General features: G+C 38.2%; 22 protein-coding genes. 11 read left to right on the plus strand and 11 right to left on the minus strand.

What is annotated here, in order from left to right; translation table 11 throughout:
- Positions 1–514 precede the first annotated feature (514 nt).
- The 7 genes from K322_RS0103240 (at position 515) to gap (ending at position 8,618) form a co-directional block, all read left to right on the plus strand.
- Positions 515–1,384: a hypothetical protein gene (locus K322_RS0103240; RefSeq protein WP_026625591.1), complete on the plus strand. Its 870-nt coding sequence runs from the start codon at positions 515–517 to the stop codon at positions 1,382–1,384.
- A 48-nt stretch (positions 1,385–1,432) separates the two neighbouring features.
- Positions 1,433–2,275, plus strand: a complete 843-nt coding sequence (locus tag K322_RS0103245) for a hypothetical protein (protein ID WP_026625592.1) — start codon at positions 1,433–1,435, stop codon at positions 2,273–2,275.
- 24 nt (positions 2,276–2,299) lie between these two features.
- Positions 2,300–3,181: a hypothetical protein gene (locus K322_RS0103250; RefSeq protein ID WP_134437411.1), complete on the plus strand. Its 882-nt coding sequence runs from the start codon at positions 2,300–2,302 to the stop codon at positions 3,179–3,181.
- A gap of 542 nt (positions 3,182–3,723) precedes the next feature.
- Positions 3,724–4,794, plus strand: a complete 1,071-nt coding sequence (gene aroC / locus K322_RS0103260) for a chorismate synthase (RefSeq protein ID WP_026625594.1) — start codon at positions 3,724–3,726, stop codon at positions 4,792–4,794.
- An 89-nt stretch (positions 4,795–4,883) separates the two neighbouring features.
- Positions 4,884–6,164, plus strand: a complete 1,281-nt coding sequence (glyA, locus tag K322_RS0103265) for a serine hydroxymethyltransferase (RefSeq protein WP_026625595.1) — start codon at positions 4,884–4,886, stop codon at positions 6,162–6,164.
- A gap of 94 nt (positions 6,165–6,258) precedes the next feature.
- Positions 6,259–7,233: an endonuclease I family protein gene (locus K322_RS18410; protein WP_157279378.1), complete on the plus strand. Its 975-nt coding sequence runs from the start codon at positions 6,259–6,261 to the stop codon at positions 7,231–7,233.
- Positions 7,234–7,613: 380 nt separating this feature from the next.
- Positions 7,614–8,618, plus strand: coding sequence for a type I glyceraldehyde-3-phosphate dehydrogenase (gene gap, locus K322_RS0103275; RefSeq protein WP_026625596.1), 1,005 nt, complete (start codon positions 7,614–7,616; stop codon positions 8,616–8,618).
- A gap of 146 nt (positions 8,619–8,764) precedes the next feature.
- Here the strand turns inward: gap and K322_RS0103280 are convergent, their stop codons facing one another.
- The 9 genes from K322_RS0103280 to atpD form a co-directional block, all read right to left on the minus strand.
- Positions 8,765–9,673, minus strand: coding sequence for a F0F1 ATP synthase subunit gamma (locus tag K322_RS0103280; protein WP_026625597.1), 909 nt, complete (start codon positions 9,671–9,673; stop codon positions 8,765–8,767).
- 7 nt (positions 9,674–9,680) lie between these two features.
- On the minus strand, positions 9,681–11,267 hold the full coding sequence (gene atpA / locus K322_RS0103285; RefSeq protein ID WP_026625598.1) for a F0F1 ATP synthase subunit alpha: 1,587 nt from the start codon (positions 11,265–11,267) through the stop codon (positions 9,681–9,683).
- A gap of 42 nt (positions 11,268–11,309) precedes the next feature.
- Positions 11,310–11,864 carry a F0F1 ATP synthase subunit delta gene (locus tag K322_RS0103290; protein ID WP_026625599.1) on the minus strand — a complete coding sequence of 185 codons (555 nt, stop codon included), beginning with the start codon at positions 11,862–11,864 and terminating at the stop codon, positions 11,310–11,312.
- Between the two features lie 5 nt (positions 11,865–11,869).
- On the minus strand, positions 11,870–12,370 hold the full coding sequence (gene atpF / locus K322_RS0103295) for a F0F1 ATP synthase subunit B (protein ID WP_026625600.1): 501 nt from the start codon (positions 12,368–12,370) through the stop codon (positions 11,870–11,872).
- A gap of 16 nt (positions 12,371–12,386) precedes the next feature.
- Positions 12,387–12,641, minus strand: coding sequence for an ATP synthase F0 subunit C (atpE, locus tag K322_RS0103300; RefSeq protein WP_026625601.1), 255 nt, complete (start codon positions 12,639–12,641; stop codon positions 12,387–12,389).
- Positions 12,642–12,716: 75 nt separating this feature from the next.
- Complete coding sequence (gene atpB / locus K322_RS0103305; protein WP_026625602.1) at positions 12,717–13,805, minus strand: F0F1 ATP synthase subunit A; 1,089 nt, start codon at positions 13,803–13,805, stop codon at positions 12,717–12,719.
- A complete protein-coding gene (locus tag K322_RS0103310) occupies positions 13,798–14,211 on the minus strand; it encodes a hypothetical protein (protein WP_026625603.1) in 414 nt (137 codons plus the stop codon). Before K322_RS0103310 ends, atpB begins: the two co-directional genes overlap by 8 nt.
- 3 nt (positions 14,212–14,214) lie before the next feature.
- The gene (atpC, locus tag K322_RS0103315) at positions 14,215–14,463 is read right to left on the minus strand and encodes an ATP synthase F1 subunit epsilon (RefSeq protein ID WP_026625604.1); all 249 of its coding nucleotides are present in this window, start codon (positions 14,461–14,463) and stop codon (positions 14,215–14,217) included.
- A gap of 8 nt (positions 14,464–14,471) precedes the next feature.
- Entirely contained in the window at positions 14,472–15,995 is a 1,524-nt protein-coding gene (atpD, locus tag K322_RS0103320; RefSeq protein ID WP_026625605.1) for a F0F1 ATP synthase subunit beta, read from the minus strand.
- A gap of 1,007 nt (positions 15,996–17,002) precedes the next feature.
- Between atpD and K322_RS0103325 the strand changes: the two genes are divergently transcribed.
- Positions 17,003–18,196 carry a saccharopine dehydrogenase family protein gene (locus tag K322_RS0103325; protein ID WP_026625606.1) on the plus strand — a complete coding sequence of 398 codons (1,194 nt, stop codon included), beginning with the start codon at positions 17,003–17,005 and terminating at the stop codon, positions 18,194–18,196.
- A gap of 86 nt (positions 18,197–18,282) precedes the next feature.
- Here the strand turns inward: K322_RS0103325 and aldA are convergent, their stop codons facing one another.
- Complete coding sequence (gene aldA, locus K322_RS0103330; RefSeq protein WP_026625607.1) at positions 18,283–19,719, minus strand: aldehyde dehydrogenase; 1,437 nt, start codon at positions 19,717–19,719, stop codon at positions 18,283–18,285.
- Between the two features lie 164 nt (positions 19,720–19,883).
- Complete coding sequence (locus K322_RS0103335; RefSeq protein ID WP_026625608.1) at positions 19,884–20,381, minus strand: hypothetical protein; 498 nt, start codon at positions 20,379–20,381, stop codon at positions 19,884–19,886.
- Positions 20,382–20,592: 211 nt separating this feature from the next.
- On the opposite strand from K322_RS0103335, the gene K322_RS0103340 reads away from it, so the two are divergent.
- Genes K322_RS0103340 through nadD form a run of 3 tightly spaced genes read left to right on the plus strand, consistent with a single transcriptional unit; the run spans position 20,593 to position 22,651 of the window.
- Positions 20,593–21,465 (plus strand): YicC/YloC family endoribonuclease, encoded by an 873-nt coding sequence (locus tag K322_RS0103340; RefSeq protein ID WP_026625609.1) that lies wholly within the window; start codon positions 20,593–20,595, stop codon positions 21,463–21,465.
- Positions 21,466–21,515: 50 nt separating this feature from the next.
- Complete coding sequence (gene gmk, locus K322_RS0103345) at positions 21,516–22,079, plus strand: guanylate kinase (protein ID WP_026625610.1); 564 nt, start codon at positions 21,516–21,518, stop codon at positions 22,077–22,079.
- On the plus strand, positions 22,076–22,651 hold the full coding sequence (gene nadD, locus K322_RS0103350) for a nicotinate (nicotinamide) nucleotide adenylyltransferase (RefSeq protein ID WP_026625611.1): 576 nt from the start codon (positions 22,076–22,078) through the stop codon (positions 22,649–22,651). Before gmk ends, nadD begins: the two co-directional genes overlap by 4 nt.
- Positions 22,652–22,681: the final 30 nt, after the last annotated feature.

Consider the following 22,681-nt stretch of genomic DNA (forward strand, 5'->3'; position numbering starts at 1 on the left):
GAGAGAGAGAGAGAGAGAGAGAGAGAGAGAGAGAGAGACGCACCTTGCGTAACTAATCATTTTTTTAACAAAACAAAATTTCTATTGTGTCAAAACGACGGAGTAGTTTTTCTTGCATCTAAACTTCAGCTAATATATACCAATTTATTTATAAACCGACGGGACCAACTGTGTAAAGCAGTCTTGTTGTTTTTTTGTTGTCGTTCTGGATCTGCTTTTTGCATATACCTGTCCAATAGTCGGTTTCATTATGCAGTAGAGTGCAGTGAATGCACTTTACTGCATTTTTCAGCTAATAGTCTGCAGTCAATAGTTTTCAATAATTATTTAAAAATAAAAAATAGGCATTGGAGCATATTGCATATGCCCAATGGTTATCATTACAACATATTTATAGACGGGTGTATGCAATACACCTCTGCAAGATGTACAACAAATGGGGCTGCAACCCTAGCAACTCGAAATATAAACAACAATAAGGTCTCTGACCTCAAAAACAACAATCTACAAAAGAATGATGAGAAAAATTTTTATCTTGCTCTTGAGCATACTATCTCAAGAGATATGTCATGCACAAGTAGGAATCAATACCCAAAATCCGCAGGGAATATTCCACATCGACTACCTCGACAACTCCACGAGCAATACAAACTTATTAGACGATTTCATTGTAATAAACGATGGATCGGGAGGTGTTAGTGCTGCATTAGGAGCACAACCATCAACAAATGCGTCTTTATCCTTGAATGACCCCAACCAAGGTTTTTTACCCAATAGAGTAAACCTCACATCTATAACGGATCAAACCACAGTACCAAACCCTCAGGGAGGTATGATGGTTTATAATACGGGGAGAAACGGGATATTTCCAAACAATGTCATTCCCGGTATTTATACCTATAATGGATCTAAATGGGTGCGAATGCAAACCAACAGCTACACGGGATTAAGAGAAAAGATTCTGTTAAAGACGGATTTGGCTCTTCAAGCAGCAAATGCAGCCAGTGCATCAGAATCTTCAACTTTGGATTTTGGAGATATTATCATCAAAGAAGATGGCGGATATGCATTCTCATTAAATCTCGATATAACGGCAACTTCGGGCACAGAATTGGGGGGGAATGCGTCTAACACGATTCTAAGGCCTCAAATATACCTGTTTATATATAAGAAGTCTGATGGTGAAACTTCTTTTACAAAAGTGGATGTTGCGGAATTAAATACTCCGATCTACAGAGGTACTACACGGATAACAGCCAGTATCATATTGGGATGTACAGCTTACGCCGGAGACCAGATACAAATACGTGTAGGGTGTACAACAAGTTATACCACAGGTAAGCTAAACAAAACATATACATTTACCAGCTACTGGAAAGTATAATATCACAGATAGCAAAATAGTTGTAATATTTACTAATGATCGTGAACAATGAAAATATATATAATTCTAATAATTCTGGTTTTTACATCTATCGCAAAAGCTCAGATTATCATAAATAAAGATACAAGTAAATCTCAGTTTATTATAAATTCGGTCAATCAATTCGAAATCAGCAGCAATAATAATAACCAGACAGTATGGAATATCGGAAAGGCGGTATCAACAACGTCATCGGCCCAGATAGAACTGGCTGCCACAAATAAAGCCTTTCTTATAAACAGGGTAAAACTGACTTCTGTCCAAGACAGAGTAACCATTCCTGATCCTAAAGAAGGGATGATGACTTATAATACTAATACAGCAGGTACATACCCCGATAATGTAGTACCCGGATTATTTTATATGAGTGAAAACATCTGGTGGCGTATATCCGATATAGACCCACAGACCTCGCAAGAAGTACGTTTGTTAGACCTACAATCAAACACAATATCCAATGCGGTAGCAGCATCCAGTGCTCAGGCACAATGGAGCAATGCAAAAATACTACCTATCGGATCCATCTCAATAGATAAAGCAGGAACATACACTTTTTCTATTCGATTGTATGGTACATCATCAAATACTACCAGTACATATATCCGGGGAGTCGGCTACCTGTATCTTGTTAAAAACAATTCGAGTTTGATCGATTTTCAAGAAGTAATAATACCGTTTGCTCCCAGTCAGGCGGTTATTACTTATACCATTGTACTGATGTCCCCTATATTATCGGCAGGCGATCAGATTACGTTAAGATTAGCAACCCCTTCGGGATCCCCAACGATAACTCTTATTTCTCATCTGGGATTAAGAGCCGACAAAACATCGTTGATTTATTGGAAAAATTAAATGATTGATTCAAAAAAAGCTATTATGAAAAAGAAATATATATTAATACTGGTTCATGCAATATACCTGATGATTCCAACACGTGCCCAAATTGGTGTTTTTACCGATTCCCCTCAATCATTTTTTCATATCAACGGTCAGGGAGATAATCTTCTGAGTAACGATTGGACTTTATCCGGGTCTAACGGACATATAAAAGTTGCATTAGGAAAATTACCCGATACAACAACAGGAGCCCAACTAGAATTGGGAGGTACACAATCGGCATTTTTGCCTAATAAAGTTGCATTAACATCGGTATATGATGCAGTAACAGTAGCAACACCTGTTGCTGGTATGATAGTATACAATACAGCCACAACATCAGGAGTTAATATGGTTATACCCGGCTTATATGTACATGATGGAGTGAAATGGAACTATCTGTACAATTCGGGATTTTCAAATATGTCTTTGACGTACCGCGATTTGCAAACCTCCGTTACAACTGTTACGGCAAATGCTATTCAACCGGAAAATACAATACTCATGAATTTCGGAGGACCAATAGATATTCCGGAAACAGGAGGATATAACTTTTCTTTCCGAATGTATGGATCAACATCCAATACAACTACGAGCATTTTTGTAGGGATATACTATCTTTGGTGTATGACCTACAATTCAGCTACCAATACATATACTCCCAAAGATGTAGTAGAACTAGACCTGCCTGTATATTCAACAGGTGTACCGATCACTGCAACGGCAACTTTAGGTGCAAATTTCACAGCAGGAGACAAAGTTGTATTTAAAATTTCGCACTTGCCTACAGCCAATGAAGTAAATGTAAGGTGGACGCTTAGAGCTACTCCCGGATTAAATGCGAATAAAACATCTGTAATTTATTGGAAGAATTACAACTGATAAAAAAAATTGTAATTAAAAAAACAAACGCATATACCTGAACGAAAGCAGTTATATGCGTTTTTTATATAAAAATACCAAACCCTAATATTTGCGGGACATGAACATAGGCAGGCTGTTGAAGATACGTATGTGGTTCGTGATGAGCGGTTGTTTCATCGGTCTGGAAAATCTATAATGTCCAGAGAGGGTGGATATATGCAGATCGAAACTAAAACCACTTATACTAAATCTGAAGATGATAGTTTTGAAATAATTGATAATCAATATGTTGTGTGAAAATCGACTTTTGGCACCCGAATCATCAGATACAAGTCGTCTGGATAGGGCTATAGTTGGAAATACCGACACATATAAAACGTAAGAGATTAAATTAAACATTCAGTGGTACTTTTGTTACTTTTTGAGTATCTATTTATTGTATTTTAAGATATTATCAGGGTGACAGTTTTGTTACAAAACAATACATGAGCATTCTCTTTTTGTATAATTATGTCACTTTTATGTATATTTGTGAAACAAACAAGAATTCAAATCAGAATATGAATACATTTGGCAATATATTTAAGCTGACATCTTTCGGTGAATCTCATGGTTTGGCAATCGGTGGAGTAATAGACGGATGTCCGGCAGGAATAGAGGTAGATATGGATTTCATTCAATCGGAACTGGATCGCCGCCGTCCCGGACAGTCGAAAATAACTACTCCCCGAAAGGAAGCAGACAAGGTAGAATTCTTGTCGGGAATATATGATGGCAAAACCACTGGTACATCTATTGGTTTTGTTGTCTGGAATGCAAATCAGCATTCTTCGGATTATGATAATATGAAAGACCTTTTTCGTCCGTCACATGCCGATTATACTTATCAAGAGAAATATGGTATCAGAGACCATAGGGGAGGAGGACGTTCTTCGGCTCGGGAGACCATTGCCCGTTGTGTCGGAGGAGCTGTTGCAAAACTGGCATTGAAGCAATTGAGCATTGATGTTACGGCTTATACTTCACAGGTTGGTCATATCAAACTCGAAAAATTATATACGGGGTATGATCTTACTAAGATCGAAGAAACGGCTGTGCGTTGTCCTGATTTAGATAAAGCCGAACAAATGATTGATCTGATCAGCGAAGTGAAAGCGAAAGGAGATACCATCGGAGGAATTATTTCATGTGTAATAAAAGGTGCACCGATAGGATTAGGTGAGCCCGTTTTCGGAAAACTGCATGCCGCTTTGGGTGCCGCCATGCTTGGAATCAATGCCGTGAAGGGTTTTGAATATGGAGACGGTTTTGATGTTAATCACAGAGGATCGGAAGTAAATGATGTTTTCTATAATAAAGGCGGTGCTATCGGTGTACATACTAATCATTCAGGAGGAATTCAGGGTGGCATCTCAAATGGTCAGGATATTTATTTCAGGGTGGCATTCAAACCTGTAGCAACTATTTTAATGGAACAGGAAACGATAGACAAAGATGGTAATGATACTCATCTGAAAGCCAGAGGGCGTCATGATGCCTGTGTTTTACCTCGTGCGGTTCCTATTGTTGAAGCTATGGCGGCAATGACTATATTCGATTATTATTTATTGAATAAAGCGAGTAAACTGTAAAAATGACAGATAATAGTCTTTGAAACTAACAATATTGTACTAAATTTGCCAATATTAAATAATAGGTCTGTGACCTTCAAAATCTTCATATGAAAAGAGATACTGCAATTTTTGATATTATTGAAAAAGAATATCAGCGTCAATTAAAAGGAATTGAACTGATTGCGTCAGAAAACTTTGTTAGCCAGCAGGTAATGGATGCTATGGGCTCTTGCCTTACTAACAAATATGCCGAAGGGTATCCCGGGAAACGTTATTATGGAGGGTGCGAAGTTGTGGATTTGAGCGAAAGTCTGGCAATCAATCGTTTGAAAGAAATATTTGGAGCCGAATGGGCCAACGTTCAACCTCACTCGGGAGCACAAGCCAATGCTGCTGTCTTCTTGGCTTGCTTAGAAGCAGGCGATAAGTTTTTAGGTTTGAATCTTTCACACGGAGGTCACTTATCTCATGGTTCACCCGTGAATTCATCAGGGCTTTTGTATAAAGCATTAGAATACAATGTAACTCAAGATACTGAAACTGTAGATTACGATCAGATGGAATCTGTTGCTAAGAGCGAAAAACCAAAATTGATTATAGCCGGAGCATCAGCGTATTCTCGTGAGTGGGATTATGCCCGTATCCGTAAAATTGCCGATTCGATAGGTGCTATCTTTATGGTTGATATGGCTCACACTGCAGGTCTGATTGCCGGAGGACAATTGAATAATCCGCTGCCTCATGCACATATTGTAACTACTACTACACATAAAACATTGCGTGGCCCTCGTGGGGGTGTTATCATGCTAGGTAAAGATTTTGAAAATCCTTGGGGAAAAGCTACTCCAAAAGGTGAGATCAAAATGATGTCGGCATTGCTCGATTCAGCTGTGTTCCCAGGAATACAGGGCGGGCCCCTGGAACATGTAATTGCTGCTAAAGCAGTTTCGTTTGCAGAGGCTCTTGATCCGTCATATAAAGTGTATCAGGCTCAGGTAAAGAAAAATGCAGCAGTCATGGCTCAAGCATTTATCGACAAAGGATATAAAATTGTGTCGGGAGGAACAGATAATCACTTGATGTTGGTTGATCTTCGTACCAAATTCCCTGAACTTACAGGTAAGGTTGCTGAAAAAGTATTGGTGGAGGCTGATATTACTACAAACAAAAATATGGTTCCATTTGATAGCCGCAGTCCTTTCCAAACATCTGGATTGCGTTTTGGTACACCTGCGATTACAACCCGTGGTGTAAAAGAAGAACTTCTGGGTGATATTGTCGAGATGATTGATACCGTATTGGCAAATCATGAAGATGAGAAAACGATTAAAGCTGTCCGAGAGAAAGTGAACGGTATAATGAAAGATTATCCGTTGTTTGCCTGGTAAAGGAGAATTCTAATGTGATAATATATTGATGTGCCAATGAGATTACCAAGGCTTATTGGCACATTCTTTAATTATCTCGGTACATTGTAAGTTAGTGGCTAAAAGAAGAAAAAAAAGGTCGAAGAAGGGTAGTGGTATTAAGAGGAAGTTGCTGTTGCTTCTGTTTGTGGTGTGTGCAGTTTCTTTCTTCTTTGTAAAGGACATTCAGATCGATTATTATAAAGATCAGGAGGGGTTGAACGGTTCTGCTCTCAAAACAGCAATGCACGACCTTATCCGTAAGCATAAATATCTTAATTTTGATCAGAATACAACCGCACGTTATTGGTGGGATAATTACTTCCCAAAAACCGACTGGCATTCCGATGGTTATTTCTGGGATATGTATTCGTCGGAAAAGCATGATAAGTATATAGATGGTTCGGTGCAAAGCCGAGAACATTGTATGCCCCGCAGCTGGTGGGGTAAGAGAGAGCAGTATTCTTCATATGATGCAAATGGTGATCTCATAAATCTTTTCCCTGCAGACTATAAAGCCAATCAGGCAAAGAGTAATCTGCCTTTAGGCGAAGTCGGAATCACTAAGTTTGATAATGGTATGTCGAGAGTGGGTATGAATACTTATTCTGATGGATATAGAGGAATGGTTTTTGAACCGGCGGATGAATACAAAGGTGATTTTGCCCGTGTTTATTTTTATATGATTACCTGTTACGAAGATTATGCATACGATTGGCGTTCCGAAGGGTTGAAAAGTATGCTGACTAAAGGAACTTATCCGGGATTTCAACCTTGGGCATTGGATATGTTGCTGAAATGGCATCGGGATGATCCTGTGAGCGAAAAAGAAAGAGCCCGTAATGATGAGGTATATATATTGCAGGAAAATAGGAACCCTTTTGTCGATTATCCTGATCTTGCAGAGTATATTTGGGGTAATAAGACAGATGAGTCTTTTGCCCTATCTGAAAACGGAAAAATAAAGTATCAGCCGACTGTATCGGATCTTATTCATATATATTGGAATGAAGGAGTTAATTATGTGCTAAACCATATTCCGAAAAAATGAGAAAGGTTTTATCTAGAAGTAAAAAGGAAGGATGTAATAACATATTTCTAGTTTGTGTCAGGTTTTACTCTTTCTACCAGTTAGTAGAAATAAAAAGGTATCAGATCTAATGTCTTCAGATGCTTGTATCAGTTTAATTCTTTATTTGTAAAGTCGACATGACATAATCGGAAGTTCTTATATTTCAATGGTAAATATTCGGAACAGGAGGTCTGAGAGAGCTAAAAATGCAGTTGGATAATTAGCAAAAGATATTTTTTTTTCTTATTTTTGTCATGCAAAAAATTAAGGTTGCAAACACATGTTACTTTAGCAAATAAGATGTCTAAAGTAAGTTTGATTAAGGAATAAATTTTTTTAACCAATAAAAATAAAACAAAATGATTAAAGTAGGTATTAACGGTTTCGGTCGTATCGGTCGTTTAGTTTTCCGTGCTGCTCAAGGTAGAAGCGATATTCAGATTGTAGGTATCAATGACCTTATCGATGTTGAATATATGGCATATATGCTAAGATACGATACAATGCACGGACAATTCAAAGGTACTATCGAAATTAAAGATGGTAAATTAGTTGTAAACGGACATGCTATCCGTGTAACAGCTGAGAAAAATCCTGCAGACTTGAAATGGAACGAAGTTGGTGCTGAATACGTAGTTGAATCAACAGGTCTTTTCTTAGAAAAAGGAAAAGCTCAAGGTCACATCGACGCTGGTGCAAAATATGTAGTAATGTCAGCTCCTTCAAAAGATGATACCCCAATGTTCGTTTGTGGTGTTAATGATGATAAATATGTAAAAGGAACTCAATTTGTTTCTAATGCATCTTGTACTACTAACTGTTTGGCTCCTATCGCTAAAGTATTGAATGATAAATTCGGTATCACAGACGGTTTGATGACTACAGTTCACGCTACAACTGCTACTCAAAAAACAGTTGACGGACCTTCAGCTAAAGACTGGAGAGGTGGACGTGCTGCTGCTGGTAACATTATTCCTTCTTCTACTGGTGCTGCTAAAGCTGTAGGTAAAGTAATTCCTGAGTTGAATGGTAAATTGACTGGTATGTCAATGCGTGTTCCTACTTTGGACGTTTCTGTAGTTGACTTGACAGTTAACTTGGCTAAACCAGCTAAATATGACGAAATCTGTGCTGCAATGAAAGCTGCCTCAGAAAACGAATTGAAAGGTATCCTTGGATATACTGAAGATGCAGTAGTTTCTTCTGACTTCTTAGGAGATGCTCGTACTTCAATCTTCGATGCTAAAGCTGGTATCGCTTTGACTGATACTTTCGTGAAAGTTGTATCTTGGTATGACAACGAATGGGGTTATTCAAACAAATGTCTTGATTTGATCGCTAAAATGGCTAAAATCAACGGATAATTTAGAATCCCTGAATTATATACGAAAGTCCTGTTTCCTTTGGAAGCAGGACTTTTTCTATATTATATTTTTTGATCAAACTAAAGATAAGAAATAAGGCTAACCTGAAAAGGTTAGCCTTATTTCTATATTATAGGATATTGAAATTACTGATTTAAAGCAGATGCTCCACCGATAATATCCAATAGCTCATTAGTAATAGCAGCCTGACGGCTCTTATTGTATTCGATAGTCAAATCTGCTACAAGCTGTTCTGCATTATCTGTTGCAATCTGCATGGCTAGACTTCGTGCTGCATTTTCGGAAGCATTGGAGTCAAGTAATGCAGCAAACAGATTCGATGCTAGGACCTTAGGTATAAGATGTGACAGGAGTATCTCTTTAGATGGTTCCAAAATATAATCAGTTGCAGTTGATATCTTTTCTGAAACAGCATCTTGCTGAGCTTTATCTTGTGCTCCTTGTAGATCGAATGGTAAGTAGATCTTATTCGTAACTTCTTGTACACCCATCGATTTGAAATGCGTATAAATAAGTACTATCTGATCTAATTCTCCGGAAAGAAATTTACTTATCAGCTCTCTCGATAATTCTAAAATTAGTGCAAAAGCCGGTTTATCGGCCATTTCCAGAAATGTTGGATTATGTACAGGTTGTAATCCCGATTTATTTGCAAAATCAAGAACCTTTTTGCCTATAGGATAGATGGACACATTCTCTTTTCCTACCGATTTTGAGTATGAGGCAACTGTCGCTGAAAGCTCCTTTATGATATTAGCATTGAATCCTCCACAAAGACTAGAATTAGAAGAAAAAGCAACAATAGCAATCTTCTTATGTTCTCTTTGCTGTGCATACGGTGAGTCAAAGCTTGTATCAGAAGCTAAGAGATTAGTCAGAATCTCATTCAACTTTGTTGAGTAAGGCAAAAAAGCAGCGATAGCTTGCTGAGACTTACGTACCTTGGCCGAAGCAATCATCTTCATCGCAGAAGTGATCTTTTTCGTACTTTTTACTGAGTCTATCCTGTCCTTAACTTCTTTCAAAGATGCCATATCTCAATTAGTTTTTATACCTGCCGGAAATTTCTTCTGCAACTTTCCGTAAGATATTGGTTACATCATCGTTAATAATACCTTTTCTCAATTGATCCAGTACTGAATCATTGTATTGAGTTTCGAGTATTTGTAAAAAGTCAGATTCAAATTCGTGTACTTGATTGATCGGTACATTTTTCAACAAGCCGTTTGTTCCGCAATAAAGTATTGCAATCTGTTTTTCAACAGGTACAGGAGAGTATTGAGGTTGAACTAGCAATGCTGCGTTTTTCTGCCCTTTATCGATAGTCAGTGCTGTTACCGGATCCATATCTCCACCAAATTTGGTAAATGCTTCCAATTCACGGAACTGAGCTTGATCTATTTTCAGAGTGCCAGCCACTTTCTTCATTGCTTTGGTCTGCGCACTACCACCTACACGAGATACAGAAATACCCACATCAATCGCAGGACGGGATCCCGAGTTGAATAAGTCGATATCCAAGAATATCTGACCATCGGTAATTGAAATCACATTGGTCGGAATATATGCGGAAACGTCTCCAGCTTGAGTTTCGATAATTGGCAAAGCTGTTAAAGAACCTCCGCCTTTAACTTTACCTTTAAGGCTTTCGGGTAGGTCATTCATCTGCTCTGCAATTTCCTGCTGATTAATAACCTTTGCTGCACGTTCTAATAAACGTGAGTGAAGATAGAATATATCACCGGGATACGCTTCACGACCCGGAGGACGTTTAAGCAACAAAGACACTTCACGGTATGCAACAGCTTGCTTCGATAAGTCATCGTAAACAACCAATGCATGACGACCTGTGTCACGGAAATATTCACCGATAGCAGCTCCCGCAAAAGCACCGAAGTATTGAAGGGCTGCCGGTTCTGCAGCTGTAGCAGATACGATTATAGTATAATCGAGAGCTCCTTTGTCTTTCAGCGTATCAACGATATTTGCGACCGAAGATGCCTTTTGACCGATTGCTACATAGATACAATATACAGGGTCTCCAGCTAAATAGTTAGCTCGCTGGCTGATAATAGTATCAATGGCAATCGCTGTTTTTCCGGTCTGACGGTCTCCGATGATCAACTCACGTTGTCCTCTACCGATAGGAATCATGGCATCAATAGCCTTCAAACCTGTCTGCAGTGGTTGAGTTACAGGCTGACGGTAAATAACACCCGGAGCTTTTCTCTCTAAGGGCATTTCTAATAGTTCACCGGCAATATCTCCTTTACCGTCAATAGGTTCGCCCAAAGGAGTGATCACACGTCCCAACAAACCTTCTCCGACATTGATAGAAGCTATCTTTCCTGTGCGTTTTACATTATAACCTTCTTTAATAAGGTTACTCGGTCCAAGAAGTACGGCTCCTACATTGTCTTCTTCCAAGTTCATTACAACAGCTCTCACGCCGTTGTCGAACTCCAATAATTCATTTGCTTCTGCGTTGTTCAGACCATAGATACGGGCTACACCATCACCAACGGAAAGTACAACCCCGACCTCGTCGAATTGAACACGGTTGTCAATACCGCTCAATTGCATCTGTAACACGTCAGAAACTTCGCTTGCTTTTATATTTTCAGACATATATATTTTTCCTTGTTTAAAAAAGGGTTTCCGTTGTGGAAACTATGCTACTTTTTTATTTCTGCTTAACAATTGATTCTTTATGCGTTTCAATTGTGAAGCAACACTCGCGTCTAAACGATAAGTATCGATATACAAGACAAAGCCTCCCTCAATAGTTGGATCTACTTCTGTTACAAAATCTACGACTCCGGTTTTCTTTAGCAAAACCAGTTGTTTGATTTTATCTACAGTCGCTTGATCTATAGGACATGCTGTGATCAGTTTGCCGACACTTATGTTTTTATAGTTTCTGTATAAGTCTAAGTATCCAAGACTAATCGTTTGCAGATGTTTTTCTCTTTTCTGATGCAATACTAATTCTATAAACCGAATATACTCTTGGCTAACCGTATTTCCTCCGGCAGCTTTGATAAGTTCGAATTTATCTTTTGTCCTCAGAACAGGATTATCTAGTGTAGCCCGAAGGTTTCGCTGTTTAACAAAACTTTCCGAAAGAGTTTTCATTTCGGCATAAACTGCATCCTCTACTTTATTCTTTAAAGCATAGTTAAAGAGAGCCCGCGCATAACGCATAGATACCATTCCTGAATTCATATTCGTTAAGATTTAGATACCATAGTTTCGTCAATCAAACGGTCTATCATTGCCATTTGCTCTTGAGGATTAGTCAGATTGTTGCGGATTACTTTTTCTGCAATATCAACCGAAAGTAGTGCAACCTGACGACGAATGTCTTTGATCGCATCTTCTTTTTCACGTTGAATTTGCTTTCTAAGCTCATCCAATTCTTTTTGTCCTTCGGCTCTGGCCTGATCTTTAGCCTCGCTGATTATACGGTTTCTGGTGCTTTCAGCATCTTTTAAGATTTTCACCTGCTCATTACGAGCTGAAGCTAAAATAGCTTCGCTCTCTTCTTTTATATGAGCCAATTGATTATTGGCTTCTTTGGCTGCATCCAAAGACTTCTCGATATACGCATTGCGGTTTTCGACCATCTTTGTAATCACCGGAAATCCGAATTTCGCAAGCACGAAAAACACGATGCCGAATGATAGAAGCATCCAAAATAAAAGACCAGCTTCAGGTTGTAAAAGCATAATTGTTTAATTTAAATTTTTAAAGGATAAATCCGCAAACTACCACAGCAAATAGAGCCACACCTTCAACAAGGGCTGCTGCAATAATCATAGACATACGGATGTCGCCGCTAGCTTCGGGTTGACGAGCAATACCTTCCATTGCCGAACCACCGATTTTACCGATACCGATACCAGCACCGATAGCTGCTAGTCCTGCTCCTAAACCTGCACCTAGAGTTCCCAATCCTGCACCAGCTTCTGCTGCTGCTTGTAAAATAGTAGATAGTAACATAATTTTATTTTTTAGTTTGTTTAATTATTTATTCTTGTTTGATTTTCTGATGATATGAACGAAAGTCGGGAGACCTTAATGTTTTGCATGATGAGGTTCTACTTGTGCCAAGCCGATAAATACAGCCGATAACATCGTAAATACGTATGCCTGAATATAAGCTACAAGTATTTCTACCAAATCAATAAATATGGTAAGTACTACAGATACCACAGTCATAGATGTATTGATTGCTGTGCCTAGCTGAACGGTAACGAAGATCAGGCACACAAGCCCCAATACTATAGAGTGGCCGGCAAGGATATTTGCAAAAAGACGAATCATCAATGCGAATGGCTTAGTCAATATACCTACAAACTCGATAGCGGGCATAATGGGTATAGGCACTTTCAACCAGGTTGGAACTTCAGGCCAAAAAATTTCTTTCCAGTATTCTTTTGTGCCGAAGATGTTTACAATTACCATTGTAAATAATGCCAAAACCAGAGTGACCGATATATTACCCGTAACATTTGCTCCGAACGGGAATATAGGAATCAATCCCATTATGTTATTTATAAAGATAAAAAAGAACGCTGTTAATAAATAAGGAGCGAATTTTTTATAATTCTTACCCACACAAGGTTTGATGATGTCGTCATTGACATTCATAATGAAGAGTTCCATGAACCCGAAAAACCCTTTGGGTACTTTAGGATCGTCTTCCTTCGAATGTCTTTTATACCAGTTGGCAGCAGAAAGGATGATAACGACTAATATTACACTGCTCAATAACAGTCCGAATGCATTTTTTGTAATAGAAAAATCCCAGGGGCGGATTTCCGCTCCCGAAGCGTCCTTTTCTACGACTTTTCCTCTGTATTCACCTGATTGAGCGATATAAAAGCCATTGTGTTCTGCCGTTCCGTGGTGAAAATTAGAAGACGAAAATACATGCCATCCACTGTTTTCACCCTTAACGATTACCGGAAGAGGTATCGATACATTCAATCCGAATATACTGATATGCCCTTCGTATGCATCTGCTATGTGATCAAGTATCAGCTCTTTCACGTTGACTTCTTCACCGCCCCCTTCGGACGATTCTGCTGCTGCAACAGTTGGAGCAGCACCCAGAACAAATATGCATATAAATGCAAGTATGTATTTTAGTCGACTATTCATCTTTACTTTTTTTTTCTTTGATATGCTTCTCTATTTTTACAAAAAGAGATGTTTCAACAGCCAGATACAATAAATAGAATAATATAAAAACAGCAATAAATCCTTTGAGATGTTCTTTGTCGTTGAATGCAAAAATACCAATTACTACCAATGATATCAGCATTTTCACCACTTTGGTAAGCATGTACACATTTACCATCTGTTTTTTTTCCTTAGTTTGGCTGGCACTGTTGACATACAACATAATACCTGTTTCGATGATAAGGAAAAATAAAACGATACCTGTATACCAGTCCCAATCAATAAGAGTAGGAAAGAAATAATACAATCCTAAACCGATACATCCACTAATTAAAAGACCTGATGCTACAGTATACGTGATTAATTTGGTTTTAAAAACATCCATAAATTATTCAGCGCAAACTGTTACATTGTTTTTATTTACTTCGATAAATCCACCTCCGATAGGAACTTTTACGGCATCAATACCCCTCTGTACCTCATATACAACTTCGCCTTTGGAAAGTGAAGATACAAGAGGTGCATGATCGGGCAAAAGACTGAATTCGCCTTCTGTTCCGGGCAGTTTCACAAATTGGACACTGCCTTCGAATAAGATTTTCTCGGGAGATACTATTTTTAAATGTAATTCTTTCATTATCTGACTTATTTCGCTCCGGATGCTTGTTCGTGAAGTTTTTTACCTTTCTCGATAGCATCTTCTATTGTTCCGACATTCAGGAATGCTTGTTCCGGAAGGTAGTCCACTTCTCCGTCCAAAATCATCTTGAAGCCTTTAATTGTATCTTTGATATCAACGATCACACCGGGTACGCCTGTGAACTGTGTAGCCACATTGAAAGGCTGTGACAAGAAACGTTGAATACGTCTTGCTCTGTTAACAGTCAGGCGGTCTTCATCTGATAACTCTTCCATACCAAGTATCGAGATAATATCCTGAAGTTCTTTATTACGTTGCAATATTTGTTTTACACGTTGAGCTGTGTCGTAATGTTCCTGACCTACAACATTCGGATCCAAACTTCGTGAAGTCGAATCCAGAGGATCTACCGCAGGATAGATACCAAGCTCAGTAATCTTACGGCTAAGTACGGTTGTGGCATCCAAGTGGGAGAATGTTGTTGCGGGAGCAGGGTCAGTCAAGTCATCGGCAGGTACATATACAGCCTGTACTGATGTGATAGATCCGTTTTTGGTTGAAGTAATACGTTCCTGCATCGCACCCATCTCGGTTGCAAGTGTTGGCTGATAACCTACTGCAGAAGGCATACGTCCAAGCAGAGCCGATACTTCGGATCCGGCTTGTGTAAAACGGAAGATGTTGTCTATAAAGAACAAAATGTCTTTAGGTCCATCTTCACCGCCTTTGTCACGGAATGATTCTGCAACAGTCAAACCTGATAATGCAACAGACTGACGTGCACCAGGAGGTTCATTCATCTGTCCGAAGACAAGCGATATCTGAGAGTTTTCTAGTTCTTTTTCATCTACTTTCGAAAGATCCCAATGACCTTCCTCCATGCTTTTCTTAAATTCGTCACCGTAACGTACTACATTAGATTCGATCATTTCGCGAAGCAGGTCATTACCTTCACGGGTACGTTCCCCTACACCGGCAAATACAGAATAACCATTGTGTTTTTTGGCGATATTGTTGATCAACTCCATAATAAGTACGGTTTTACCCACACCGGCTCCACCAAATAGCCCGACTTTACCACCTTTAGCATAAGGAGCAAGCAGGTCGATAACTTTTATACCTGTGAATAATACTTCACGAGAAGTAATAAGATCTTCGAATTTGGGAGGTTCTCTGTGGATTGGCAGTCCGCCATTATTGTCGAGTTGCTTCATCCCATCGATCGATTCGCCGACAACATTAAGCAAACGACCTTTTACCTGATTTCCTATGGGTACTGTAATGGGATCGCCTGTAGCCTCAACTTCAAGATTCCTTTTCAGTCCATCTGTACTATCCATCGCTACAGCTCTGACAGTGTTTTCTCCGATGTGTTGTTGAACTTCTACAATTAATACTCTGCCATCCGGCCTTTTGATGTGTAATGCTTCATATATCTTCGGTAAACTGGAAGATCCGTCTATGTTCTCAAAGTAGACGTCCACTACTGGACCAATTATCTGAGATATACGACCTACTAATTGTGACATAATTTATATAATTTTTTATTTTCCTGTTTTTATTACTGTGCAGGGATATTCCGGTACAAAAGCAAGGGCTCAGACCCATTTGCTGACCAACCAAGCGTAACAACTATAGATAGTTATTGCTTTGAAACGTCATTAAATATGTTGTCTTACTTATGACGGAGACTCGATGTTCGCAGTAAAATACTCTTTAAATTTTTTACTTATTCACAGTTATATTAATAATTCCTACTTTAAGGAATATTGATTGTCTAGATAACTATCCTAATACAACAATCACAGCGGAGAAAGGTTTATAATGCAAATGCTCAATAGAGAAATATGCGTTCTTAAATTATTACAGATATGATAACTCTCTTATGATTGTAAAGCAAATGTAATATATTATTTTAGTTGGAAAATTTTATTTGGAGAAAAAAATAAGTGCACTTACTATATTTTAAATATTAATTAACAATCATAATTTTATCTGTAAATATTGGTCGTTACAGATGTCGTTCTATTTTAGATTGTTAAATCTGTTTTCGCACACAGTATGATAATTGGATATTAAACTGAAAAAAAGAAGCATTTTATGATATATTTAAATTGTAGTTGTATCGTTTACAAGACTTCCGTCTTTCCTGTTGTCAATTTTTATCTGTAGGAAAGGAGACAGATACTCCTATTTGTAAAGTTTTATTTGGGTGGTGAAGAGAAAAGTGTTGTTGCAGAAATGTAATTCAGTTGTAACTTTTGTCACCTTTTTATTTAAGACTCAAAATATTTCTAATTATACGATGTTGACTCTCGAAAAAAACGGCAGATAATTGAATTGCAGCCTTAACAAAGATTTAGTAGGTCTGACTGCTTAATTATGTGGGAATGTTATTTTAATGTATTATTTTTGTAAGCGTAGTCAGTTTATAAATAACAGTAAGCACTTAATTAGCGTGTTTTTATAGATAACGAACTATTCACATTAGATAATAAATAGGTCTGAGGCCTTAAATATAAAAATTAGATATACAATGAGTAGAGTTTTGATCATAGGAGCCGGAGGGGTAGGCACTGTAGTCGCACATAAAGTGGCTCAGAATTCAGATGTCTTCACAGATATAATGCTTGCGAGCCGCACAAAATCGAAGTGTGATGCAATAGCTGAAGCTATAGGCGGTAATAAGATAAAGACAGCTAAGGTTGATGCAGATAATGTAGATGATCTGGTTAAACTTTTTAATGAGTTCAAACCCGAGTTAGTTATCAATGTTGCATTGCCTTATCAGGATCTTACAATAATGGATGCCTGTCTTATTGCCGGAGTTAATTATCTGGATACTGCAAATTACGAGCCTAAAGACGAAGCTAAATATGAATATAGCTGGCAATGGGCATATCAGGATAAATTTAAAGAAGCAGGATTGACTGCAATTTTAGGCTGTGGTTTCGATCCGGGTGTAACAAGTGTGTTCACCGCTTATGCAGCAAAGCATCATTTTGATGAGATGCATGAACTCGATATCGTAGACTGCAATGCCGGAGATCACGGTAAAGCATTTGCTACTAATTTCAATCCTGAGATTAATATACGTGAGGTTACTCAAAAAGGTAAATATTGGCAGAACGGAGAATGGGTGGAAACCGAGCCACACGAAATACATAAGCCTTTGAATTATCCGAATATCGGAGCCAAAGAATCGTATGTGATTTATCATGAAGAATTGGAGTCTCTTGTTAAGAACTTTCCATCGTTAAATCGCGCCCGTTTCTGGATGACCTTCGGGCAGGAATATCTGACTCACCTGAGAGTTATTCAGAACATCGGTATGGCACGTATCGATCCCATTATATATAATGGAGTAGAAATCGTTCCCATTCAATTTTTGAAAGCAGTGTTGCCTGATCCGGGCGAACTGGGAGAAAACTATACCGGAGAAACATCTATCGGTTGTCGCATAAAAGGTATTAAAGACGGAAAAGAAAGAACATATTATGTATATAACAACTGTTCGCATGAGGCCGCTTATAAAGAAACCGGAGCTCAAGGGGTAAGTTATACAACAGGTGTACCTGCTACTATAGGAGCTATTATGTTTATGAAAGGGCTCTGGAGAAAGCCCGGAGTATATAATGTCGAAGAATTTAATCCCGATCCGTTTATGGATGAATTAAACAAGCAAGGATTACCTTGGCATGAATTGTTCGATATTGATCTGGAAATGTGAGATTTTGTCAATCTTTGATCATTATAAAAAGAAGTCCGGCTAATTTCCGGACTTCTTTAGTTTATAGTACAGGATATTTTTCTTGTTTATCCTTTTGTTTCGAGATATACAACATGTGTTTGTAAGTACTCTTCTAATCCGTGTTTTCCATCAGCGCCACCGATACCCGATTTACGGCATCCTGCATGGAATCCTTGCATCGCTTCGAAATTTTCACGATTGATGTAAGTCTCTCCGAATTTCAGAGCTCTCACTAACTTGAAAGCTGTATTCAGGTTTTGAGTATAAACGGATGATGTCAATCCGAATTCCGAATCGTTAGCCATTGCAATAGCATCATCTATATCTGTAAATTCAACAATCGGCAATACCGGTCCGAATGTTTCTTCCTGAATAATGTCCATTTTATTAGTGACATTATCCAAGACAGTAGGTTCGAAGAAGTACCCTTTTGTACCGATACGTTTTCCTCCGCATACAAGGCGTGCTCCTTGTTTTACGGCTTTGTCTACTTTTTCCTGAACGGATCTTAGAGCATTAGCCTCAACCAGGGGTCCCATATCAAGGTCTGCTACCTGATTAGGATCACCTACTTTAACGGCTTTCATTCCCGCAACAAGTTTGTCCATGAATTTATCTTTGATGGATGAATGTACATATACACGTTCTGCGCAGTTACATACCTGACCTGTGTTAATGACTCTTGAGGCGATAATGCACTTAACTGCAAGGTCGATATCTGCATCGGGCATCACTATCGCAGGAGCTTTTCCTCCTAATTCCAAAGATACTTTGGTGACATTCGCCGCCGCCGCTGCCATTGTTTGTTGTCCGGCAGATACACTTCCGGTAAGGCTTACCATCGCTACCTTGGGATTGGCTGCTAATTCGTTTCCAATTACAGAACCACGCCCGTTCACAAGGTTAAATACTCCTTTCGGTAAACCAACCTCTTCTACTATCTGAGCAAAAATATAAGCGTTGATAGGAGTTTGTTGGCTTGGTTTGACAACGATCGTATTTCCAGTAACTAATGCAGGTGCCGCTTTGCGGGCAATCAGGAAAAATGGAAAATTCCAGGGGAGTATTCCGGTTGTAACACCCAGCGGTTTTTTGAATAAAAAGATGTTTTCATTAGGACGGTCGCTCTGTATGATTTCTCCTTCGTATCGGCGAGCCCATCCAGCCATATATTCAAGATAGTCGGCGGTGAAAAGTGTTTCTACATTTGCCAAAGCTTGAGTCTTACCTCCTTCTTTTACTATTGTATCGGTTATTTCTTTTTCTCTTTTTCTTATTCCGGCTGCTATCTTTATGAGATACGAGGCTCGTTCTACAGCAGGGATTTTCTCCCATGCATTTTGTGCAGTCTCTGCTGAATCAATCGCTTTTTTTGCATCTTCTACAGTACCGTCGGGCATTTTGGCGATCACTTCTTCGGTAGAGGGGTTAAGGACATCTATCCATTTTCCGGAAGTATTATCGATGAATTTTCCATCGATGAACATTTTTAATTCTTTCATGGCGTTTTTCTTATTTAAAGATTATAGTTCTATATAAAGTTCTTAATTTTAAGGTGTCAGACTTGCTGTTTAGCTTTAGGTGCTGTATATTTGACCTTTCTCAAAATTAAGAAAAAATACCGGTATCTATAATCTTTATGAAAGCCTGAAAGGTATAAATAAAATTAAAAAGTCAGTTTGTCCCCTGTTAATACCGGAACATCCTCTTTTTTTGCTTTACGGGAATACATGATTATGTACAAAATTCCTGTTAGTGATATAGCTAATAATAAGTGTACACCTGCTCCGGCATTGGATAATTTGAATATTTTGGAAGATAGGAAGTAGTAATACATATACAAAGAAACTACTATGCCGAAAGTACACGTAAGGAATAGAAAGATACGGGCAATTCGTTTTTTTAGATTGTAGAAAAATAGTATCGAGATAATACCAAGTAAGGGAACGATGTATATGAATTTTGCCAAATGAGGAGAATCTTTTTTGGCGAAGAATAAGATCGCATTTGATACATTAGTTGACTTACGGTATAAATCGGGCAAGCCCCATCCTGAAATGTTCAGTACTTTTCCCAGATGAATCCAGTTAAGGGAAAAAGCAATCAGTATAACTAAAATAACAACGGTTTCGAAACGGAAAAGAGCGTATAATTTGGGCTTCATTTTGACTAAATTTTATCTATGCAAATGTAGAGAACGTATTGAGATTCCCAAAGAAAAAAATCAGTAGTTTTTAATAATTTTTCTAGGCCGATTTGAGGGGGGTAGTATTCGTTATAAAAATGAAAATAAATCTACGGACTATTACGATTCTGATACAAGGTTTATATATTCGTGTAAAAAAGTGTACTTTTGTAAAAATGAAAGAAATATTATGATACAATCAATGACCGGGTTCGGTAAGGCAACATTGGAGTTGTCGACAAAGAAGATAACCATCGAAGTAAAATCGTTGAATAGTAAGCAGATGGATTTATCTGCACGTATTCCTAGCGTTTATAAAGAGCAGGAATTAAATATACGCGGCTTGATTGGTCGTCGTCTGGAAAGAGGGAAAGTTGATTTCGCAATCTATGTCGAAAATACAGGAAAAGAGACTACTTCTCAGATAAACCAGAATGTATTGGAATCGTATTATAACCAAATAAAAGAATCTTCTGAAAAATTAGGTGTTGATGTGCCTGCAGATTGGTTTCAGGTACTTCTTCGTATGCCAGATGTTTTGAAATATGAGGCTCAGGAAGCTGATGAGGAAGAATGGAGTAAAGTCTTGGAAACTATAAATAAGGCAATAGATCAATTAATAGAATTCAGAAGGCAGGAAGGAGCTATGCTCGAAAAGCTTTTTACTGAAAAGATATCTAATATTACGACTTTGCAGTCAGATGTAGAGCCTTATGAAACTGAGCGCGTAGAAAAAGTAAAGAGTCGTATTATAGAAGCTCTCGAAAAAATAGAGAAGTTTGATTATGATAAAAATCGTTTCGAACAGGAAATGATCTATTATATTGAAAAGCTAGATATCAACGAAGAAAAGAATCGATTGACAAATCACCTGAAATATTTTCTTGAAACAATGAAAAGCGCAAGCGGACAAGGAAAGAAACTTGGTTTCATAGCTCAGGAAATGGGACGGGAGATTAATACTATGGGTTCGAAGTCTAATCATGCCCAGATGCAGCAGATTGTTGTACAGATGAAAGACGAATTGGAACAGATTAAAGAGCAGGTATTAAACGTGTTATGATCTGACTGATCGTTTTCGTTTGTTAACTATATAGATTAAGGTAATAAAGAATGGGGAAACTCGTCATATTTTCTGCTCCGTCGGGAGCAGGAAAATCCACAATAGTAAATTATTTGTTAGATCAGCATCTAGATCTTAAATTTTCCATATCTGCAACAAGCCGTCCTCCGAGAGGAACGGAACGGAATGGGGTAGAGTATTATTTTTTGGCTCCCGATGAGTTCAGACAAAAAGTAGATAATGGAGAATTTCTAGAATATGAGGAGGTTTATAAAGACCGGTATTATGGAACGCTGAAAAGTGAAGTTCAACGTATTCTGGATAATGGGAATAATGTGATTTTCGATGTTGATGTTGTTGGAGGATGTAATATTAAGGATTATTACGGAAAGCAGGCTTTGGCTGTATTTATAAAGCCGCCCTCGATAGAAGAATTAAGGCAACGGCTGATAAAACGAGGCACAGACAGCGATGAGGTGATTAATGACCGGGTATCTAAAGCTGAATATGAGCTTACTTTTGCCTCTAAGTTTGATGTTGTTATTCATAATGAGGATTTAGAGAAAGCAAAGGCCGAAGCATTATCTGTAATTCAAGAATTTTTAAGCCAATGAAGATAGGCATCTTTTCCGGATCTTTTAATCCTATTCATGTAGGACATTTAATTCTGGCAAACTATATAACAGAGTTTACGGAAATTGATGAAATTTGGTTCTTGGTAACACCGCAGAATCCATTGAAGGAGAATGCTGAATTGATCAATGAGGATTTAAGGCTTGAAATGACTCGATTGGCATTAGAATCTTATCCGCAGTTTAAGTGTTCAGACTTCGAATTTAAATTGCCGCGTCCTTCGTATACAGTAAATACTTTGGACGCTCTGAATGAAAAATATCCGGAACATCAATTCTCTCTGATAATAGGAGCTGATAACTGGGATACATTTCATCAATGGAAAGATTATAAATTGATACTCGACAAGTATCATATATATGTATATCCCCGGCTGGATGCCAAATTAACTATTGCTAAGGGGTTGAGAAGCAGTGTCGAGGCTCTCGAATCACCGATTATTGAAATATCGTCTACGTTTATCAGGGATAGTATTGCCGAAGGTAAAAATATGAAAGCTTTTCTTTCCGAATCGGTCTATAATTATATCGAAGAAAAGAATTTGTATCGATAAATTGGGTAGTGAACAATTGTTTGTTGCATA

The sequence above is a fragment of the Indolivaga capnocytophagoides DSM 22835 genome (assembly GCF_000426485.1).
Classification (GTDB): domain Bacteria; phylum Bacteroidota; class Bacteroidia; order Bacteroidales; family Dysgonomonadaceae; genus Dysgonomonas_A; species Dysgonomonas_A capnocytophagoides.

What these genes read in the sequence shown, in the direction of transcription:
- K322_RS0103340 (WP_026625609.1), top strand. Translation starts at nt 20,593, where the DNA reads ATGATACAATCAATGACCGGGTTCGGTAAGGCAACATTGGAGTTGTCG.
- K322_RS0103250 (WP_134437411.1), top strand. Translation starts at nt 2,300, where the DNA reads ATGAAAAAGAAATATATATTAATACTGGTTCATGCAATATACCTGATG.
- gmk (WP_026625610.1), top strand. Translation starts at nt 21,516, where the DNA reads ATGGGGAAACTCGTCATATTTTCTGCTCCGTCGGGAGCAGGAAAATCC.
- nadD (WP_026625611.1), top strand. Translation starts at nt 22,076, where the DNA reads ATGAAGATAGGCATCTTTTCCGGATCTTTTAATCCTATTCATGTAGGA.
- K322_RS0103280 (WP_026625597.1), bottom strand. Translation starts at nt 9,673, where the DNA reads ATGGCATCTTTGAAAGAAGTTAAGGACAGGATAGACTCAGTAAAAAGT.
- aroC (WP_026625594.1), top strand. Translation starts at nt 3,724, where the DNA reads ATGAATACATTTGGCAATATATTTAAGCTGACATCTTTCGGTGAATCT.
- K322_RS0103325 (WP_026625606.1), top strand. Translation starts at nt 17,003, where the DNA reads ATGAGTAGAGTTTTGATCATAGGAGCCGGAGGGGTAGGCACTGTAGTC.
- gap (WP_026625596.1), top strand. Translation starts at nt 7,614, where the DNA reads ATGATTAAAGTAGGTATTAACGGTTTCGGTCGTATCGGTCGTTTAGTT.
- glyA (WP_026625595.1), top strand. Translation starts at nt 4,884, where the DNA reads ATGAAAAGAGATACTGCAATTTTTGATATTATTGAAAAAGAATATCAG.
- K322_RS0103245 (WP_026625592.1), top strand. Translation starts at nt 1,433, where the DNA reads ATGAAAATATATATAATTCTAATAATTCTGGTTTTTACATCTATCGCA.
- K322_RS0103335 (WP_026625608.1), bottom strand. Translation starts at nt 20,381, where the DNA reads ATGAAGCCCAAATTATACGCTCTTTTCCGTTTCGAAACCGTTGTTATT.
- atpC (WP_026625604.1), bottom strand. Translation starts at nt 14,463, where the DNA reads ATGAAAGAATTACATTTAAAAATAGTATCTCCCGAGAAAATCTTATTC.
- K322_RS0103240 (WP_026625591.1), top strand. Translation starts at nt 515, where the DNA reads ATGATGAGAAAAATTTTTATCTTGCTCTTGAGCATACTATCTCAAGAG.
- atpA (WP_026625598.1), bottom strand. Translation starts at nt 11,267, where the DNA reads ATGTCTGAAAATATAAAAGCAAGCGAAGTTTCTGACGTGTTACAGATG.
- aldA (WP_026625607.1), bottom strand. Translation starts at nt 19,719, where the DNA reads ATGAAAGAATTAAAAATGTTCATCGATGGAAAATTCATCGATAATACT.
- atpD (WP_026625605.1), bottom strand. Translation starts at nt 15,995, where the DNA reads ATGTCACAATTAGTAGGTCGTATATCTCAGATAATTGGTCCAGTAGTG.
- K322_RS0103290 (WP_026625599.1), bottom strand. Translation starts at nt 11,864, where the DNA reads ATGAATTCAGGAATGGTATCTATGCGTTATGCGCGGGCTCTCTTTAAC.
- K322_RS0103310 (WP_026625603.1), bottom strand. Translation starts at nt 14,211, where the DNA reads ATGGATGTTTTTAAAACCAAATTAATCACGTATACTGTAGCATCAGGT.
- atpE (WP_026625601.1), bottom strand. Translation starts at nt 12,641, where the DNA reads ATGTTACTATCTACTATTTTACAAGCAGCAGCAGAAGCTGGTGCAGGA.
- atpB (WP_026625602.1), bottom strand. Translation starts at nt 13,805, where the DNA reads ATGAATAGTCGACTAAAATACATACTTGCATTTATATGCATATTTGTT.